The organism is Streptosporangium vulgare (assembly GCF_042428775.1).
GTDB lineage: Bacteria > Actinomycetota > Actinomycetes > Streptosporangiales > Streptosporangiaceae > Streptosporangium > Streptosporangium vulgare.
Genome location: NZ_JBHMBS010000002.1, coordinates 366,797 through 384,474, shown reverse-complemented (window position 1 = coordinate 384,474; position 17,678 = coordinate 366,797). Strand labels below are relative to the sequence as shown.

General features: G+C 70.9%; 15 protein-coding genes and 1 pseudogene. 10 read left to right on the top strand and 6 right to left on the bottom strand.

Annotated elements, in window-relative coordinates; genetic code table 11:
• Nucleotides 1-299 precede the first annotated feature (299 nt).
• Both ACFFRH_RS05770 and ACFFRH_RS05765 read left to right on the top strand, forming a co-directional pair.
• Nucleotides 300-1,136, top strand: coding sequence for an NUDIX hydrolase (locus tag ACFFRH_RS05770; RefSeq protein WP_344742746.1), 837 nt, complete (start codon nucleotides 300-302; stop codon nucleotides 1,134-1,136).
• Nucleotides 1,133-2,023: an MBL fold metallo-hydrolase gene (locus ACFFRH_RS05765; protein ID WP_344742747.1), complete on the top strand. Its 891-nt coding sequence runs from the start codon at nucleotides 1,133-1,135 to the stop codon at nucleotides 2,021-2,023. Before ACFFRH_RS05770 ends, ACFFRH_RS05765 begins: the two co-directional genes overlap by 4 nt.
• 104 nt (nucleotides 2,024-2,127) lie before the next feature.
• On the opposite strand, the gene ACFFRH_RS05760 is transcribed toward ACFFRH_RS05765, so the two are convergent.
• Entirely contained in the window at nucleotides 2,128-2,850 is a 723-nt protein-coding gene (locus tag ACFFRH_RS05760) for a Crp/Fnr family transcriptional regulator (RefSeq protein ID WP_386154759.1), read from the bottom strand.
• A 45-nt stretch (nucleotides 2,851-2,895) separates the two neighbouring features.
• Here ACFFRH_RS05760 and nth point away from each other — a divergent pair, with 45 nt between their 5' ends.
• On the top strand, nucleotides 2,896-3,615 hold the full coding sequence (gene nth / locus ACFFRH_RS05755) for an endonuclease III (RefSeq protein WP_344742749.1): 720 nt from the start codon (nucleotides 2,896-2,898) through the stop codon (nucleotides 3,613-3,615).
• 117 nt (nucleotides 3,616-3,732) lie between these two features.
• Nucleotides 3,733-4,377, top strand: coding sequence for an NUDIX hydrolase (locus ACFFRH_RS05750; RefSeq protein ID WP_344742750.1), 645 nt, complete (start codon nucleotides 3,733-3,735; stop codon nucleotides 4,375-4,377).
• Nucleotides 4,378-4,572: 195 nt separating this feature from the next.
• Here the strand turns inward: ACFFRH_RS05750 and ACFFRH_RS05745 are convergent, their stop codons facing one another.
• Nucleotides 4,573-5,103 carry a HEAT repeat domain-containing protein gene (locus ACFFRH_RS05745; protein ID WP_344742751.1) on the bottom strand — a complete coding sequence of 177 codons (531 nt, stop codon included), beginning with the start codon at nucleotides 5,101-5,103 and terminating at the stop codon, nucleotides 4,573-4,575.
• A gap of 72 nt (nucleotides 5,104-5,175) precedes the next feature.
• On the opposite strand from ACFFRH_RS05745, the gene ACFFRH_RS05740 reads away from it, so the two are divergent.
• Nucleotides 5,176-6,375, top strand: a complete 1,200-nt coding sequence (locus ACFFRH_RS05740) for a MarP family serine protease (RefSeq protein WP_344742753.1) — start codon at nucleotides 5,176-5,178, stop codon at nucleotides 6,373-6,375.
• Nucleotides 6,376-6,560: 185 nt separating this feature from the next.
• On the opposite strand, the gene ACFFRH_RS05735 is transcribed toward ACFFRH_RS05740, so the two are convergent.
• The 4 genes from ACFFRH_RS05735 to acs all read right to left on the bottom strand — a co-directional run bounded on the left by ACFFRH_RS05735 (nucleotide 6,561) and on the right by acs (nucleotide 11,362).
• Nucleotides 6,561-7,001, bottom strand: a complete 441-nt coding sequence (locus ACFFRH_RS05735) for a DUF309 domain-containing protein (RefSeq protein WP_344742754.1) — start codon at nucleotides 6,999-7,001, stop codon at nucleotides 6,561-6,563.
• On the bottom strand, nucleotides 6,998-7,921 hold the full coding sequence (locus ACFFRH_RS05730) for an alpha/beta fold hydrolase (RefSeq protein WP_344742756.1): 924 nt from the start codon (nucleotides 7,919-7,921) through the stop codon (nucleotides 6,998-7,000). Before ACFFRH_RS05730 ends, ACFFRH_RS05735 begins: the two co-directional genes overlap by 4 nt.
• Nucleotides 7,918-8,385, bottom strand: a complete 468-nt coding sequence (locus tag ACFFRH_RS05725) for a phage holin family protein (RefSeq protein WP_344742757.1) — start codon at nucleotides 8,383-8,385, stop codon at nucleotides 7,918-7,920. Before ACFFRH_RS05725 ends, ACFFRH_RS05730 begins: the two co-directional genes overlap by 4 nt.
• A 991-nt stretch (nucleotides 8,386-9,376) precedes the next feature.
• On the bottom strand, nucleotides 9,377-11,362 hold the full coding sequence (acs, locus tag ACFFRH_RS05720; RefSeq protein WP_344742758.1) for an acetate--CoA ligase: 1,986 nt from the start codon (nucleotides 11,360-11,362) through the stop codon (nucleotides 9,377-9,379).
• Nucleotides 11,363-11,779: 417 nt separating this feature from the next.
• Here acs and ACFFRH_RS05715 point away from each other — a divergent pair, with 417 nt between their 5' ends.
• From ACFFRH_RS05715 to ACFFRH_RS05695, 5 genes and pseudogenes are all read left to right on the top strand, one after another.
• On the top strand, nucleotides 11,780-12,673 hold the full coding sequence (locus tag ACFFRH_RS05715) for a Fic family protein (RefSeq protein ID WP_344742760.1): 894 nt from the start codon (nucleotides 11,780-11,782) through the stop codon (nucleotides 12,671-12,673).
• A 633-nt stretch (nucleotides 12,674-13,306) separates the two neighbouring features.
• Nucleotides 13,307-13,609: a hypothetical protein gene (locus tag ACFFRH_RS05710; RefSeq protein ID WP_344742761.1), complete on the top strand. Its 303-nt coding sequence runs from the start codon at nucleotides 13,307-13,309 to the stop codon at nucleotides 13,607-13,609.
• 526 nt (nucleotides 13,610-14,135) lie between these two features.
• The gene (ssd, locus tag ACFFRH_RS05705; RefSeq protein WP_344742762.1) at nucleotides 14,136-15,182 is read left to right on the top strand and encodes a septum site-determining protein Ssd; all 1,047 of its coding nucleotides are present in this window, start codon (nucleotides 14,136-14,138) and stop codon (nucleotides 15,180-15,182) included.
• Nucleotides 15,179-16,351, top strand: a pseudogene (locus ACFFRH_RS05700) (TadA family conjugal transfer-associated ATPase); the annotation flags it as partial. The gene ssd and the pseudogene ACFFRH_RS05700, both read left to right, overlap by 4 nt.
• 485 nt (nucleotides 16,352-16,836) lie before the next feature.
• Nucleotides 16,837-17,541, top strand: a complete 705-nt coding sequence (locus ACFFRH_RS05695; protein ID WP_344742763.1) for a type II secretion system F family protein — start codon at nucleotides 16,837-16,839, stop codon at nucleotides 17,539-17,541.
• Nucleotides 17,542-17,678 lie beyond the last annotated feature (137 nt).

The window sequence follows — 17,678 nt, the reverse complement described above, 5'->3', positions numbered from 1 at the left end:
GGTCGGCGGACAGGTTCGGCGGACAGGTGAAGCCCTGACGGCCCCGGGGGCCACGGGGCCACCGGGGGCGGAAGGCCCCTGGTGGCCGTTGAGGCCCGCCGGCGGTGGCCGAGGTCCCGGCAGGTGGGGCGAAGCCCGCCGGGGCCGTACGGGTGCCGTAGGGGCTCGTCAGGGGCCGTACGGGAGCGTCGTGCCGCACGTCACGCTTCAGGACGCCGGTGCGGCCCCGTGATTGTCCGGGGCGGTGCCGTGCCACATGATGGACCTGAAACCGAGCAGTGTTCTGGTGGAGGGTCTCAATGGGCGGTATCCCGCTTCCCGGTGAGTCGGGCGTGCGCGCACGCGACATCCTGGCCGGGCGGGTCGCCCCGGTCCCGGCCCGGGACGCCGCCACCGTGGTCGTCCTCCGTGAGGAGGCCGACGGGCTGGAGGTCTACCTGCTGCGGCGCAAGGCGAGCATGGCCTTCGCCGCGGGGGCCTACGTCTTCCCCGGCGGGTCGGTCGACCCGCGCGACACCGACCAGGTGATCGACTGGGCGGGTCCCCCGCCCGCGGCGTGGGGCGAGATCTTCCGCGCGGACGAGCGGACCGCCCGGGGCCTGGTGTGCGCCGCCGTACGGGAGACGTTCGAGGAGTCGGGGGTGTTGCTGGCCGGTCCGTCCGCGGAGTCCGTGGTGTCCGACACCACCGGCGACGACTGGGAGGCCGACCGGCTCGCCCTGATCGGCAAGACCCTGTCCTTCGCCGACTTCCTCGGCAGGCGCGGCCTGGTCCTCCGCTCCGACCTGCTCCGTCCCTGGGCGCACTGGATCACCCCCGAGGTCGAGACGAGGCGCTTCGACACCCGGTTCTTCGTCGCGGCGCTCCCGGCGGGGCAGCTCACCCGCGACGTCGGTGGCGAGGCCGACCAGGTCGTCTGGATCAGGCCCGCCGACGCGCTCGACCAGGGCGGGACGGGCCAGATCTTCCTGATGCCCCCGACGCACCGCACTCTCACCGAGCTGAGCGCCTACGAGAAGGTGCCCGAGGCGCTCGCGGCCGAGCGTGAGATCGTGACCTTCATGCCGAAGCTCGCGGAGGTGGACGGGGAGATGCGCATCGTGCTCGACGACGACTACCGGTTCGGCGCGCGGTGAGCGGGCTGCGGATCCCCCTGGAGGGGCCGGACGGGGCCGGTACGGACCACACGCTCAACCTCCTCGCCCCGAACCCCTCCGAGATGACCCTGGACGGCACCAACACGTGGGTGATCGGCCTCAGGGAGGCCGCGGGGGCCAGCAGAGTGGGGTCCGGCAGAGCCGGGTCCGTTGAGTTCGGGCTGCTCGAAGAGGTCGGGGAGGTCGGGGAGTTCGGGGAGTTCGGGGAGGAGGTGCTGGTCGTCGACCCGGGGCCGGACGACGACGAGCACCTGGCGCGGGTCGCCGGGCGGCTGGAGGGCCGCCGGGTCGTCGCGGTCCTGCTCACCCACGGTCACCACGACCACAGCGGCGGCGCCGCGAAGTTCGCCGGACTGGTCGGCGCGCCCGTCAGGGCCCTGGATCCCGCGCACCGGCTGGGCGAGGAGGGGCTCGGGGACGGCGACGTGATCACGGCCGGGGACCTGGAGCTGCACGTCGTGGGCACGCCCGGTCACTCGTTCGACTCGCTCTGCTTCTGGCTGCCGCGGGACCGGGCGATCCTCACCGGCGACACGGTGCTCGGCCGCGGTACCACCATGATCGCCCCGGACGGCGACCTGGCCGACTATCTGCGCTCTCTCGACCTGCTGCGGGCGAGGGCCGAGCGGGTCGGGGCCGAGGCGCTGCTGCCCGGCCACGGTCCGGTGCTGCCCGACCCGATCGGCGCCCTCGACGGCTACATCGCGCACCGGCGGCGCAGGCTCGACCAGATCCGGGAGGCCCGGCGGCGGGGGGCGGCGACGCCCCGGGAGGTCGTCGAGATCGTCTACGCGGACGTGGACAGGGCGCTCTGGCCCGCCGCCGAGATGTCGGTCCGCGCGCAGCTCGCCTATCTCGACGGTTAGACCCCTTCGAGGGCCCGCTCTCCTGGAGCGGACCGCCCGGGACGGCCCTCGGAACGGTCCTTTTCCGACGGAGCGTCCCCCCGGGGTTCCGGGGCCCTCCCGGGTCAGCGCGAGCGGTTGTGCAGCCGCTCCAGGTCCATGATGACCACGGCCTTGGCCTCGATGCGCAGCCAGCCTCGCTGGGCGAAGTCGGCCAGCGCCTTGTTCACCGTCTCCCGGGAGGCGCCGACCAGCTGGGCCAGCTCCTCCTGGGTGAGGTCGTGGTGGACCCGTACGCCGTCGTCGATCCGCTGGCCGAAGCGCTCGGCCAGGTCGAGCAGGGCCTTCGCCACCCGGCCCGGCACGTCGGTGAAGACCAGGTCGGCCAGCACGTCGTTCGTACGGCGGAGGCGCTGGGCCAGGGCCCGCAGCAGGTGGAGGGCGACCTCGGGCCGGCCGGTCAGCCAGGGCCGCAGGTCGTCGTGTCCGAGCCCGGCCAGGCGGACGTCGGTCAGCGCGGTGGCCGACGCCGTACGGGGACGGGGGTCGAACAGGGACAGTTCGCCGAACATCTCGCTCGGACCGAGCACGCTGAGCAGGTTCTCCCGGCCGTCTGGCGAGGTCCGGGAGAGTTTGATCTTGCCTTCGAGCACCACGTAGAGGCGGTCTCCGGTCTCGTTCTCGCTGAAGAGGGTCTGTCCCTTGGACAGTTCCACCTCGGAGATGCTCGTGCGCAGCGCGGCGGCGCTCTCACGGTCGAGCGCGGCGAACAGAGGGGCCTTGCCCAGCACGTCGTCGGAGTTCACAGTGCCTCCTGTTTCACGGCTCACGCAGTCATTGTGACCCATCCCACCGTGCCGCTCTCCAGGGGGCCTTGAGCGTAGGCTGTCGGAGTGCTTCGCAACGTCAGCCCCGGTGGTGAATCCCAGCTTGCCCTGGTTCGTCGAGCTCGTCGAATGGACCGGATTCTGGTGGAAACCTATCCTGACGCCCACTGTGAGCTCGACTTCCGCGATCCTCTCGAACTGCTGGTCGCGACGATCCTGTCCGCCCAATGCACGGACAAAAGGGTTAATACGGTCACTCCTACCCTTTTTGCAAAATATCCCACAGCGGAAGACTATGCCGGTGCCGACCGGGCCGAGATGGAAGGGATCATCCGGCCCACCGGTTTCTTCCGCGCCAAGACCAACAGCATCATCGGCATGGCCCAGGCCCTGTGCGAGCGTCACGGCGGCGAGGTGCCGGGGAAGCTCAAGGACCTGGTCGCCCTGCCCGGAGTCGGCCGCAAGACGGCCAACGTCGTGCTCGGGAACGCCTTCGGGGTGCCCGGCATCACCGTCGACACCCACTTCCAGCGGCTCACCCACCGCTTCGGCTGGACCTCCGAGACCGATCCGGTGAAGATCGAGCACGTCGTCGCCGCGCTCATCCCGAAGCGCGACTGGACGATGATGTCCCACCGCCTGATCTGGCACGGTCGCCGCGTCTGTCACGCCCGCAAGCCGGCCTGCGGCGTCTGCCCGCTCGCCGCGCTCTGCCCCTCGTACGGCGTCGGTCCCGTCGATCCGGTCCAGGCCGCCAAGCTGGTGCGTCCCGGCCCCTTCTCGTGATTTTCCCCTGATCGTCGCAGGGTGGCCGTCCGGCCGGTGTTTCCGCGTCTCACGGATCCGCGGGCACCGGGAAGCGCGGGACGGGACACCGTGTTGCAGAGAGCCGGAGGTGTGCCCGTGGAAGAGGTCCCTGGGTGGTTGGAAACGCTGGCGGAGCGGGCCGCGAGGGCACCGGTGTCCCCGATGTTCCGCCCTCCGGTGTCCGGGGGGCGGCGGGCCGCGGTGCTCCTGCTCTTCGGCGAGGGACCGCTCGGCCCCGACGTGCTGCTCATCCAGCGGAGCTCGCGCGGGCGCACGCACCCGGGACAGCCCGCGTTCCCCGGCGGTGGGGTGGACCCCGAGGACGACGGCCCGATCGCCGCGGCGCTGCGCGAGGCGAGCGAGGAGACCGGTCTCGACCCGGCGGGCGTCCGGGTGCTCGGGACCATGCCCGAGCTGTACCTGAGCCACAGCGACAACCGGGTGACCCCGGTGCTGGGCTGGTGGCACACGCCCTGTGTGGTGCACGCGGCCTCGCCCGACGAGGTGGAGTCGGTGGAGCGGGTCCCGGTCCGCGAGCTCGTCGACCCGGCCAACCGGATCAGGCTGCGCCACCCGAGCGGTCACACCGGACCGGCGTTCCGGGTGCGCGGGCTGCTGGTGTGGGGGTTCACCGCGGGAGTGCTCGACGGGGTGCTGGGCGGTTCGGGTTTCGAGCTTCCCTGGGACCGGTCACGGGTCGAGGACATCCCGCCCGACGTCCTCAACCTCGCGTCCCGCTGAGACGTCCTCGGTCCCGCGTTCCGAGTTCTCGGTCCCGCGTTTTCGATCTTGCGTCTTCGGTTCCGCGTCTTCTGCTCCGCGTTTCCGGTGGTTCCGCGTCCTCGGTGGTTCCGCGCCCTCGGTCCCGCGTTCTCGATTCCCCGTTCCCGGTTCCGCGTCTTCTGCTCCGCGTCCCGTTGAGGCGTCCGCGTCCCTTCAGGCGTCCTCGACCCGGCGTCCCGTCGACAGGGCGAGACCGAGGCGGGCCCAGTCGGCCACGTCCTCGTCGGGGTCGAGAATGAGCCGCCGCAGCGCGGCCAGGCCCGTCGGGTCGGGCGGGCTGCCCATGATGTTCGGCAGCGCGTAGGCGGCCCCGTACCTGATCCGGGGGTCGTCGTGCTCGGCGAGGGCGATCACCGACGGCAGCGCGCGGCGGTCCCTGAGGTGGCCGAAGGCGATCAGCACCGAGTAGAGCACCAGGCAGTCGTCCTCCTGGACGGACAGGGTGCGGAGCACCGGCAGTGTCCGGTCGACGAATCCGAGCCGCCCCAGGATGTCGACCCCGAGCATCCGCTCGGCGGTGGTCCTCCCCGAGCACAGCCTTCGTGCGGCGGTGAAGGTCTCCAGATCGCCGCGTTCCTGCAGCTGGGTGATCGCGCGCCAGCGGGCCGCGCCCTCCTGGTCCCGTTCTCGCAGTGCGGTCTCGATGAGAGACTCCACGGTCGCCGCCCCTCCGATCATCGCCATCCGGCCACGATAACCGCAGAGACCTCACAGAAGGTGTGCACGCGCGGGGCGACGGCTGGATACCGTAAGGGAGTGAGCGGTGATCTCCTCGATCTCATCCTGATCGCCCTGATGGTGGCCTTCGCGGTGTCGGGATACCGCCAGGGGTTCATCATCGGTGCCCTGAGCTTTGTCGGTTTTGTCGGTGGTGGGCTGCTGGGCATGTTCATCGCCCCACCCATCGCCGGAGCCGTTGTCGACGGTGAGACCGAGCGCGCCCTGCTCGCGATCGTCATCGTCTTCCTCTCCGCCACGGTCGGGCAGTTCGCGTCGTCCACGATCGGCGCGGTGGTCCGCAGCCACGTCACCTGGGAGCCCGCCAAGGTCGTCGACGCGGTCGGCGGCACCTTCGCGAGCGCCTTCTCCGTGCTGATCATCGCGTGGCTGATCGGCTCGCTGCTGGCGTCGTCGCAGTTCACCCTGATCAGCGAGCAGGTCAACAGGTCCCTGCTGCTGAGCACGGTCGACCAGACACTGCCCAGCGCGGCCAAGGAGCTGCAGGAGCCGTTCAAGAACTTCATCGACACCTCCGGCTTCCCCAAGGTGTTCGACGCCATCGGGGGCGGCCAGCTCGTCGACGTCTCGCCGCCCGACCAGAGCGTGGCGAAGGGCAACAGGCAGCTCACCCGGGCGCGCCGGGGCATCGTCAAGGTCCAGGGCGTGGCAACGAGCTGCCGCAAGCACATCGAGGGCACCGGGTTCGTCTACGCCCAGAACAAGATCATGACGAACGCGCACGTGGTCGCCGGGGTCAACCAGGGGCTGCAGGTCACCGACTACCTCAACAAGACCCATCCGGCGAAGGTCGTGCTCTACAACCCCGACCGCGACATCGCCATCCTCCACGTCGCCGGGCTCAACATGCCGATCCTGCGTTTCGACGGCACCGCCGAGAAGGGCGACGACGCGATCGTCGCCGGGTTCCCGCACGGTCACGGCTACACCATGAACGTGGCCCGCATCCGGGTGCAGCAGAAGGCCAAGGGATTCAACATCTACGAGCGCAAGACCGTCGTCCGCGACGTGTACGCCATCCGCGGCCTGGTCCGCCAGGGCAACTCCGGCGGCCCGCTGCTCACCCCCGAGGGCAAGGTCTACGGCGTCGTCTTCGCCGCCGCCCTCGACCAGCAGGAGACCGGCTACGTGCTCACCGCCGCCGAGGTCGCGCCGGACGCCGAGGACGGCTCCAGGCTCTTCAACCAGGTCGACACCCAGGAGTGCGACCAGAACTAGGGCGTCGTCCTTCGTCCGTGCCGCCCGTTCCCTCCCCGTGCCGCCCGTTCCCGCTCAGTGGTGCCCGGTCTTTTCCGTGGCGCTCGTCACGGTCGCCCGGCGCTCACGTCCCGCGAACCCCGCGCGTGACGTCCGCGTACGTCACCGGGACTTCGCCGCCGCGTCCGGACGGCGAGGGACGAGGGTCACAGGAGGGCCCCGATCCTGGCGATGGCCGCCTCGGCCTCCAGGTCGTCGAGCTCGTGGGCGGTCCTGGCGATCCGCTCGTACGGCATGCCGTAGCCGCTGATCCGGTCGGCGCCCCGCGCGAACAGCGTCGCGGCCCCGCGGCGGTTGCCCCGTTGCAGGTGGGTGAGGCCGACACAGATCTGCGCGAGCCCCTGCCACAGCTCGCGTTCCTCCTCGGGGGAGGTCTTCCAGCGGCCCTCCAGCACCTCGTGGGCGTGGAACGGCCGTCCCTCGCCGAGCAGACGGCGCGCTTCGGAGAGGGCCTCCTCGGCGCTCGGCGCGTAGTCGTCCGGGATGCGCTCCACGCCCTCGGCGCCGTGCGGCAGCGGGCGCCCGAACGCGTCGCGGGGACGCTGGTTGCGCGGTCTCCCGTCGGGATCCCGGTCCCGCCCGCTCATCGGTCGGGCTCCGGGTCCGACAGCCAGGCGACGAGTTCGGCGTCGAACTCCGCGGGGCGCTCCTCGTGGGGGAAGTGCCCGACGCCCTCGATCAGCCGCCATCGGTAGGGGGCGGCGACGTAGCGGCCGGAGCCCTGGGCGGTGCGCGGCAGGATGTGCCCGTCGAGCGCGCCGTGCAGCTGCAGGGTCGGCACGTTGATCTGGGTACGCATCGTCCTCGCGTAACGCCACCCGTCCGGACGGAGCTGGGAGCGGCCGAACCAGCGGTGGTACTCCAGCGCGCAGTGCGAGACGTTGCGAATGCGGAAGGCGTCGCGGTAGGTCCTCGACACGTCCTCCTCGGGCCAGCCGGGACCCGACCACTGGTCGAGCAGCCGCCCCACCTTGGCGCCGGAGTTGGCGGTCAGGCGCCACTCGGGAAGCAGCGGCGTCTGGAAGCCCAGCGCGTAGCGGGCCGCCTTGAACTGGCCGAAGGGCTCGGTGAACAGCGTGGTGCGGAGACGCCGGGGGTGCGGCGCCGAGACCGGGACCAGCCGCAGGACGGCCTTGGGATCCGTCACGGCCATGGTCCAGGCGAGCAGCCCGCCCCAGTCGTGGCCGACGACGATCGCACCGGTCTCGCCCAGCGCCCTGATCAGCCCGGCCGCGTCGGCGGCCAGGGTGTGCAGGTCGTAGCCGCGCGGAGGCTTGTCGCTGGCTCCATAGCCCCGCAGGTCGACGGCGACGGCGCGGTAGCCCGCCGCCGGAAGCGAGACGAGCTGGTTGCGCCAGCTCCACCAGAACTGCGGGAATCCGTGGAGCAGCAGCACGAGGGGGCCCGTACCGGCCTCCACGACATGGAAGCGGGTGCCGCCGGCGTGGACGGAGCGGTGGGTCCACGGTCCCTCGACCATGACCAGGGATTCGTCGGGCCTGCTCACTGGCCTGGTCTCGCCGGGTCGCGACGGCTGTCGGGCTGAACGGCGGTGACCGGAGCCGTGCCGGGGGCGGCCTCCGGCTCGCCGCTCCTGATGGTCTTGAGCGAACGCAGTGTTCGCTTCATCCCGGTCAGGCCCTTGAACCGCCGCATGCCGATGAAGACCAGCAGCCCGGCCGTGATCAGGTAGAGGACGGTGACGATCAGGAAGGCGGCCCAGGGCCACAGGCCCACGCCGATCAGGGCGTAGCCGATCGTGAACGAGGCGAGGATCAGGCACAGGTGGGCCATGAACGCCGCCGCGCCGAAGAGTCCCACCGCCGTGCCGATCCGCTTGGCGTCGAACCTGAACTCGGCCTTGGCCAGTTCGATCTCGGCACGGACCAGGGTGGATATGTGGTCGCTGGCGGCGGCGACCAGCGTGCCCAGTGACTCCTCCTGTGGTTCCGTGGGCGGGATATGTGTCATGGACGATCTCCTATCGAGGGCCTTTGTCGAACATCATGCTGCGCGTCGATGCGGTCGCGCACGCACACCCGCAGCGGAATCGTCGCCGGAACCGGCCTCGCGAGCACGCCGGTGGTCATCGCGTACGTGTCATCAGATATCTGCGTCATCAAGACTTCAGACTTTAGTCCCGAGGGGGAAGGGGGGCGGGGGACTGCACCGGTTTGGTGAGGTCTCGGCTGTCCGGTGGTGAGATTCTGCACCACGGGCCCACCACCGGGCGGGTGGGACGTGGAGCCTGTGCGGAGCCTCTGGATCTCTGGCCGGTCGGGGCGGGGGCGTTGGGGTCCTGGCCGGGACGGCCGGGTTCTGGGGCGGGACGGCGAACGCGGGGGCGACTCCAGGCCCGTGCGGGCGGGAGTTTCCCGTTTTCTGCGGCCTTCGGCCCCGAAGAAGGTGTCAACGGGCCGAGGGCTACCCCGGCGGCGGACCGCTGAACGTCATCGGACCGGTGAGACCGGGCCGTGAGAAGGACCTTTCGAGCCGGAAGTTTCCCTCGTTTCCCCTCATCGGAGACGCCGACTCATCGGAGACGCCAACTCGTCGGAGACGTCAACGGAGGTGTCAGCGGAGACTTCGTCGAAGACGCCGGCGGCGAGGTCTCCGGAGAGCCGTTGGAGGCGCCGCCGGAGGTCCCGTCTTCGGGGAGGTCCCGCCTTCTGGGAGGGCCGTCGAAGGCCCTCCCAGAACTCCCGTGAACTCCCGCGAGCCCACGGACCTCACGGAGCTCGTGGGGAGTCCGTGGAGCTCGTGAGTCCATGGAGCCCGTGGGGAGCTCACGGAGAGGTTTTCGCGGGGAGGTTCTGGCAGAGGCCCAGGGTGATCGAGGGGGTCGGCCTTTTCGGGTGGGCCGTGTCCGCTGTGTCCGCCGTATCAGCCCTGTCTGCCGTGGTTTCGGCGTCTGAGGCGTTTGCGGCGTTCGGCGGCCCACCCGGGTGTCCCGGCGGCTCGCTCAGTCTTCGCTCTTGGCGCTGGGCAGCTTCTCCGAGATGAGGTTCATCACCGTACTGTCGGCCAGGGTGGTGACGTCGCCGACGCTGCGGTTCTCCGCCACGTCACGCAGGAGACGCCGCATGATCTTGCCGGAGCGGGTCTTGGGCAGCTCGGGGACGACCAGGATCTGGCGCGGCTTCGCGATCGGGCCCAGCGCCTTGGCCACGTGGGCGCGCAACTCGGCCGCGATGTCCGCGCCCTCCTCGGCGTTGCCGCGCAGGATCACGAACGACACGATGGCCTGCCCGGTCACCGGGTCGGTCGCGCCGACCACGGCCGCCTCGGCGACCTTCGGGTGCGAGACCAGCGCCGACTCGACCTCGGTGGTGGAGATGTTGTGCCCGGAGACGAGCATGACGTCGTCCACCCGGCCGAGCAGCCAGATGTCACCGTCCTGGTCCTTCTTGGCGCCGTCGCCCGCGAAGTACATGCCCTCGAAGCGGGACCAGTAGGTGTCGATGTAGCGCTGGTCGTCGCCCCAGATCGTGCGGAGCATCGACGGCCACGGGTCGCGGATCGCGAGGTAGCCGCCACCGCCGTTGCCCACGCTCTTGCCCTGGTCGTCGACCACGTCGGCGGTGATGCCCGGCAGCGGGCGCATGGCCGCACCCGGCTTGCCCTCGGTGACGCCGGGCAGCGGGCTGATCATGACGGCGCCGGTCTCGGTCTGCCACCAGGTGTCGACGACCGGGGTACGGTTGCCGCCGATGTGCTCGCGGTACCAGACGTACGCCTCGGGGTTGATCGGCTCGCCGACGCTGCCCAGGATCCGCAGGGACGACAGGTCGTACTTGGCGGGGATGTCGTCGCCCCACTTCATGAACGTACGGATCGCCGTCGGGGCCGTGTAGAGCAGCGTGACCCCGTACTTCTGCACGATCTCCCAGAACCGGCCGCGGTGCGGGGTGTCGGGGGTGCCCTCGTAGATGACGCTGGTCGCGCCGTTGGCCAGCGGGCCGTACACGATGTAGGAGTGGCCGGTCACCCAGCCGATGTCGGCGGTGCACCAGTAGACGTCGGTGTCGGGCTTGAGGTCGAACACCGCGTTGTGGGTGTACGCGGCCTGGGTGAGGTAGCCGCCGGTGGTGTGCAGGATGCCCTTGGGCCTGCCGGTCGTCCCGCTGGTGTAGAGGATGTAGAGCGGGTCCTCGGCGTCGTTCGGCCGCGCCTCGTGGACGTCGGACTGCCGGTCCACGACGTCGTGCCACCAGACGTCCTTGTCGGTCTGCTCGACGTCCTGGCCGGTCCGCCTCACGACGAGGACGTGCTCGATGCCGGGGCACTCCGCGACCGCCTCGTCCACGGTGGGCTTGAGGGCGCTGGGCGCGCCGCGGCGGTAGCCGCCGTCGGCGGTGACCACGAGCTTGGCGTCCGCGTCCTTGATCCGGCCGCTGAGCGCGCTCGCGGAGAAACCGCCGAAGACCACCGAGTGGATCGCTCCGATGCGGGCGCAGGCCAGCATCGTGATCGGCAGCTCGGGGATCATCGGCATGTAGATCGCGACGCGGTCGCCCTTGCCGACTCCCAGCTCCTGGAGCGCGTTGGCGGCCTTGGAGACCTCGCGCAGCAGGTCGGAGTAGGTGAGCGTACGGGTGTCGCCCTCGGGCTCGCCCTCCCAGTGGTAGGCGACCTTGTCGCCGAGGCCCGCCTCGACGTGGCGGTCGACGCAGTTGTAGGCGATGTTGAGCTCGCCGCCGACGAACCACTTGGCGAAGGGCGGGTTCCACTCAAGGGTGGTGTTCCAGCGCTTCGACCAGGCCAGGCGGTCGGCCTGCCGTTCCCAGAAGGCGAGGCGGTCCCGCTCGGCCTCCGCATAGGCGTCGGCGGTCACGTTCGCGGCCGCGGCCAGGTCGGCAGGAGGTGCGAACCGCCGGGTCTCGTTCAGCAGGTTCGACAGCGTCTCCTGGGTCTCACGCGACTCGGAACCAGGGGTCTCCGGGGCCACTACGCACTCCTCACGTACTGCTATCGACTGGTCGTGTCCCACTTCACCAGGCCACCCGTGCCCGCCACAAGAGGTCTAGACAGGTCTGTACCAATCGGTGATGGGGGAGCATATGCATGGGAAACGCCCCAATGTTGGGGATAATCACCCTCGAAACGTTGCGTTTTCGACACCGTAGGAATGTAGACGGCGTTATTCAACGCGCAGTGGCGGCGCGGTGCGCCGGGCGGTGTCATGCGCTCGGTGAACGGTTCGCCCGTCGTGCCCCGAGGGGGGACTTCCGGGAGGGCCGGCCGAAGCCGGATTCCGGCAGTCGATCTTTCGGCCGGTTTCCCGATTTCCCGTCTGAGGGCCTCTCCCCGGCCGCTTCCAGCCTGGTCGGAGCCCCGCCGGGCGGTCCCGATAGGGTCAGGCAGCGTGAACGACCCATTGGCTGTCATCGCGGGAATGCCCGGAGTGTCCGAGGCGGTCACCGACGCGCGCAAGGCCGTCGACCGGCTCTACGGGCACCGCGTGCTGCGGCGCAAGAGCCCGGAGGTGTCGGCCAGATCCGCGCTGCGCGGTGCCCGCGCGTCAGCCGCCCTGGAGGGCGTGGACGTGCCCCTGGAGGTCATCCCCGAGGTCACCGATCCCACGGTGCAGGGCGCGCTGCGCGTCTCGGCCGAACTGGGTCGGCTCGGCACCACCTGGCGTACGGCGCCCCGCCAGGTGCTGGCCAGGCTGCACACGCTCGCCGCCTCGGGGCTCGTCGGAGACGGCGAAGGTCTCACCAGGGACGGCGGAGGTCCCACCGCTGGCGGCGGTCCCACCGGTGAGAGTGGAGATCTCAGCGGTGGCGGCAGAGGTCTTGCCGGGGACAGTGGAGGCGTGGGAGGTCTCGGCCGCCCCAGGGCGACCGCGGTGGCCCCCGACCCGCTCGGCCTGGGGGCCGCTCCCGGGCCGCGGGAGGCGGTGGCGCGGGTGGACGGGCTGGTCCAGCTGGTGACGGCCTCCTCGAAGGCCCCCGCGCTGGTGCTCGCCGCCGTCGTACACGCGGAACTGGCCGTGCTGCGCCCGTTCGGGACGGCGGACGGGGTGGTCGCGCGGGCGGCGGAACGGCTGACGCTGGTGGAGTTCGGCCTGGACCCGAAGTCGCTGGTGGCCGTCGAGGTGGGTCACCTCGAACTCGGCCCGGCCTACGCGGAGGGGTTGCGGTCGTATCTGAGCGGCACCCCCGACGGCGTCGCCGCGTGGGTGCGGCACTGCGCGTCGGCGGTCGTGCTGGGCGTGCGCGAGGCCACCGCGATCTGCGAGGCCCTGCAACGCGGCTGACCTCGGGTGGGTCACCGCTCGTCCTGGCGGGCGGGGTCTTGGCGGGTGACGGCGATGACACCTGTGCCGGGTCCCGTCCGGCATCGCCCGGCCGCGTGCCCGAGCCGCTCGCTCGCGTCCTTGAACGCCGCTGGCGTGTCCGTGTGCCCGCTTGCCGTACCCGCTTGTCCGCGCCTCCGGCCCGCCCGCGTACCCGCTTGCTCCGGCTCTGAGCGGCGGTCGGCTTTGCCCGGCCTTGAAGCTCGGCCGACTTCCTTCTGAAGCTGCCTGGCTTCCTGAAGCTCGCCCGGCTTCGCTGATGCCGCTGAGTGACGACCGACGGCGTGTTTGACCACCGAACGTCACTGATTACGGACATCCCGAGAGGCCGTCCTCACGAACCGACGGCGCCCCTGGTGGGGGGCGCCGTCGCCGACACGTTCCTACCGGGTTACCAAGCGTGCACCTGATAATCGCTGGAGCGGGACAAGCCCACTCCAGCGCGCCTCCCGCGGCTGGCGGCGCGTGGGTACTCGGCGGCCGTGCCCGGACAAGTGGTCCGTGAAACCTTTGTACGTCCGATCCGCGCTGATGGGAACCCCTAGGAGCAAGACCTTTACAGATCGAGGGACATTACTGGACGAACACTCTCTTATGCCGTTCTATGGCCCGGAAGCCCTGGCCTGTGTGGCGTCCGGCGGACGGTTCCGCACCCCGATGATGATCACTGAGTGTCACCGCCGACCGCCCGTGTGTGGAGCGCATCTCGGCGGGGCCGTATCCGGACACTGGACCGTTACATTAAAAAAAGTAGTGGAAATCAAGGATTACTCCTCGACGAAACTTGAGTTGATCGGGCAGCATGAGGTGGTATCTCCCCAAACCGGAGTAACTGCGCATGGGTTGCATCGCAATCCTCCTGCCGTGCTCTGGCAGCTGTTGAAAGCTTTCTTCTGAAACGGGACCGGCTCTACCCCCCCAGAGCCGGACCGGTTGGCGACCCCCGCTCTCCCCCCCGGCGGGGGTCGCCCCTTTTTCCAGCCGCCCTACGGTCAGACGGCACGTCTTCCCTGTCTCATTCACGCCTTGTCTCATTCGTGGCGGGGCTTCGTGGCAAGGCTTTGTGGCGCGGCTCCGTGGCGCGGCGGCCTCCTCGGTGCGTCCCTTCGCCTTCCGTGTACGGCCCTCTCTCCCGTACCGGTGCACCACCCCGGCCGAGGTCCGCGTGTGCCGCCCCCTCGGCGGCCGGGTACGACCCTCTCCCCTCCCGTATCGGTGCACCCCTATGCAAGGACTCGTGCATAGGTATGCCAGGACTCGTGCACAGGTCCGGCCCGCGTACGGACTCATGCGCAGGTCCCGGCCGCTGGTTTTCCACAGGGTGGGCCGTGGGCGGGCCGGTTTTCCACAGTGCGGCGTTCGGTGTCCCGGGGAGGGGAGGCCGTCACGGAGAGTGGGGATCCCGCACTTCAGGGAGGCATCCGTGGACCGCCCACTGGTCATCACCGAAGACCACGATCTGCTCGACGACCTGCTCCGTGTCGCCGCCGCGGCCGGAGCCGAGCTCGATGTCGCCCACGTGCCCGCGCACGCCCGGCCCTACTGGAACCGGGCCCCGCTGGTCGTCGTCGGTGGCGACGTGGCCGACGCCCTGGCCGCGACCGGTCCGCCACCCCGCTCCCGTGTCTTCCTGGCCACCCATACCTCCGAGGATCCCGACACATGGCGCAAGTGCGTCGCGGTCGGCGCCCAGGGCGTGCTGGAGTTGCCCGCGGCGGAGCGACAGTTGGTCGACGAGTTCGCCGACGCCGCCGAGCCGTCCGCGAGATCCGGATCCGTGGTGTGTGTCGCGGGCGGCCGGGGAGGGGCGGGAGCCAGCGTCCTGGCGGGTTCGCTGGCACTGGCCGCGTCCCGGCAGCGCGTCCGCACCCTTCTCGTCGACGCCGACCCGCTCGGTGGAGGTCTGGATCTCCTGCTGGGGCAGGAGGAGTCCGACGGAGCGCGCTGGTCCGACCTGGTCGCCCGTGAGGGCAGGGTCAGCCACACCGCGCTCCGGGCGGCCCTGCCGACCTTCGCCGGGCTGACGCTGCTCTCCTTCAACCGGGGCGAGGTCGACCCGATCCCGGCCGAGGCGATGCGCTCGGTCCTCGAGGCGGGCCGCAGGGGCTTCGACCTGGTGGTCGTCGACCTGCCGCGCCACCTCGACCAGGCCGCTGTCGAGGCGCTCGGACGAGCCACCACGACTCTCCTGGTCGTCACCGCCGACGTGCGGGGCGTGCTCGCCGCCGCCCAGGTGCTCGCCGGGCTGCGCGGGCACACCGGTGAGGTACGGGCCGTCGTGCGCAGCGGGGTCCTGAACGACGACGTGGTGGCGACCTCGCTCGGCATCCCGCACGGCGGCAGCCTTCCCGACCAGCCCCGTCTCGCCGCCGCGCTCGATCGGGGTGACGTTCCGCCACTCGGCCGCCGCACCTCTCTCGGCCGGTTCTGCGCCGCGTTCCTGCACGAGCTGTTCGGGCCGGACGCGTGAAGCGGGCCGAGAGCGCCGTGACGGTCTCGCCGGAGCTGGTGGAGGCGGTCCGCGTACGGCTGGCCAGGACAGGCGTCGAGCCCAGTGCCGCGCACGTCACGGTCGCCCTGCGGGCCGAGCGGGCGATGCTCGGCGACGCGGAGATCCTGGCGGTGGCCCGGGTCCTGTGCGCGGATCTCATCGGGGCGGGTCCGCTGGAGCCGTTGCTGACCGAGGCCGAGGTCACCGACGTGCTGGTGAACGGTCCCCGCGAGGTGTGGGTCGACGACGGCAGCGGGCTGCGCCTGACCTCGGTCGTCTTCCCGGGCGAAGACGCGCTCCGGCGGCTCGCGCAGCGGCTCGCCTCCGCGGCGGGCAGACGTCTCGACGACGCGTGCCCGTATGTCGACGCCCGCCTCGCCGGAGGCGTCCGGCTCCACGCCGTCCTTCCGCCGGTGGCGCCCAACGGCACCTGCCTTTCCCTGCGGCTCCCGCCCAGACGCACCTTCACCCTTCCCGACCTGGTCGAAGCGGGCGCGATAAGGGCCGACAGCGTCCCCGTTCTGACCGCGGTGATCGAGTCGAGGCTCGCCTTCCTGGTCACGGGCGGCACGGGTACGGGCAAGACGACCATGCTCTCCGCCCTGCTCTCCCTGGCCGACCCCGGGGAGAGGTTGCTGCTGGTCGAGGATTCCGCGGAGCTGAGACCGCTTCATCCCCACGTCGTCCGCCTGGAGTCGCGCCCGGCCAACCTTGAGGGCGCCGGTGGTGTCTGCCTGCGCGACCTCGTCCGCCAGGCCCTGCGGATGCGTCCCGACCGGCTTGTCGTCGGAGAGGTCCGAGGGGCCGAGGTCGTTGACCTCCTGAGTGCTTTGAACACCGGTCACGAGGGGGGATGTGGCACCCTGCACGCCAACACCGCGACCGATGTGCCGCCCCGCCTGGAGGCGCTGGGATGCGCGGCGGGCCTCAGCCGGGAGGCGGTCCACAGCCAGATCGCCGCCGCCCTGGACGTTGTCGTCCACCTGGTCCGCGACCATGCCGACGGCCGTCGCCGGGTCGCCGAGATCTGCATGATGGTCCGCCGCCCCTCGGGGCTGGTCGAGGCCGAACCGGCCCTCACCTTCACCCCGGACGGTCGGGTGATCCCCGGTCCCGGCCTGCCCGCTCTCGCGGCCCGAGCACCCGGTGTCCACGCTTCGCCGACTTCCCGGCGCGAGCCTCGCGTATCGCTCCATCTACCGGGGCCCTGCGAGTCATCCGCTCTGTCGGGGACCTACGAGCAACCCGTGACATCCCGAGCCGAGGCTCCTACGCCGGTCGGCTCCTCCAGGGGCATCCCTTACCGGGGTGTCGGCTCACCGTTTCCCGATGTCCCGTCTGCGGATGCCCGAGATCCTCTGCCTCACCCCGCACGCCCGCATCCCGCCCACCCGTATCCCACTCGCCTGTATCCCGCACCTCCGCGAGAGTCTTCTCACAGCGTCACGGATTCAGGGCCGATGATGTCCGCGTCCGATCCCCACCGGGAGTCCCGACCGGATGTCCCTGCTCGCCCGAGCCCTGACGAGCCGATGCCGTCGCCACTGTCACGCTCGGCGTCACAGCTGGTGGCACGGCCAGTGTCACAACTGGTGTCACGGCCGGTGTCACAGCCGATGTCACGGCCGGCGTCATGATGGCGACCGCCCTGGTTCTCGCCGCTCTGACGGCCTGGTTGTGGACGGGAGCGGATCCCGGCACCGCCCGCCTGCGCCGGATGAGGCGTCGAAGCCTGGTCGTCTCGGGTTCTCTCCGCGAGAGGTTCACCGCCCGGTCACGGCCTTCCAGGCGCGTGGACGCCTGGCGAGCCGCGTCGATCGAGCTGTGCCAGGGCCTCGCCGCGGAGCTCGCGGCGGGGCGGACGGCGGGTGAGGCGCTGGCGCGGGCCGTGGGGGCGGCGGGTTTTCCCGATCCCGTCGCCCTGCGTCCACTGGTCGCGGCCGCGAGAGACGGAGGTGACGTCCCCGCCGCTCTGCTGGCGGTGGCACCCGAACACGGAGGTGAGGCATTCCGCGGGCTGGCCGCCTGCTGGAAGGTGAGCGTGACCGCCGGGGCAGGATTGTCCGTTCTCGTCGATCGTGTCGCCGACTCCCTGCGAGAGGCCCAGGCTCATCGCCACAACGTCGCCGCCCAGCTCGCCGGTCCCCGGGCCACGGCCCGGCTGCTCGCGGGTCTCCCCGTGCTCGGTCTGCTGATGGCGGCCGGTCTCGGCATGCGCCCGCTGCACTTCCTGTTCGGAGGCCCGGCAGGCGTCGGCTGCCTGGTCGTCGGCCTCGCGCTCGACGCCTGCGGGTTGTGGTGGACCCACCGTCTGGTCACTCGTGCCCAGCAGGTTTGACGACCGCGCGGTCAGGTCCGAGGGGCGAGGCCCGGGAATCGGGTGGGGGTCGGGTCTGAGAGAGGACAGGTCCAAGAGAGCAGGGCTGGAGGGCAGGTCCGATGAGTCAGGTCCGGTGAGTCAGGTTCGAGGGGGCG

What these genes read in the sequence shown, in the direction of transcription:
- ACFFRH_RS05770 (WP_344742746.1), top strand. Translation starts at nt 300, where the DNA reads ATGGGCGGTATCCCGCTTCCCGGTGAGTCGGGCGTGCGCGCACGCGAC.
- ACFFRH_RS05735 (WP_344742754.1), bottom strand. Translation starts at nt 7,001, where the DNA reads ATGAGCGGGCGGGACCGGGATCCCGACGGGAGACCGCGCAACCAGCGT.
- ACFFRH_RS05695 (WP_344742763.1), top strand. Translation starts at nt 16,837, where the DNA reads ATGATGGCGACCGCCCTGGTTCTCGCCGCTCTGACGGCCTGGTTGTGG.
- ACFFRH_RS05745 (WP_344742751.1), bottom strand. Translation starts at nt 5,103, where the DNA reads ATGGCGATGATCGGAGGGGCGGCGACCGTGGAGTCTCTCATCGAGACC.
- ACFFRH_RS05760 (WP_386154759.1), bottom strand. Translation starts at nt 2,850, where the DNA reads ATGGGTCACAATGACTGCGTGAGCCGTGAAACAGGAGGCACTGTGAAC.
- ACFFRH_RS05710 (WP_344742761.1), top strand. Translation starts at nt 13,307, where the DNA reads ATGCCGTTCTATGGCCCGGAAGCCCTGGCCTGTGTGGCGTCCGGCGGA.
- ACFFRH_RS05725 (WP_344742757.1), bottom strand. Translation starts at nt 8,385, where the DNA reads ATGACACATATCCCGCCCACGGAACCACAGGAGGAGTCACTGGGCACG.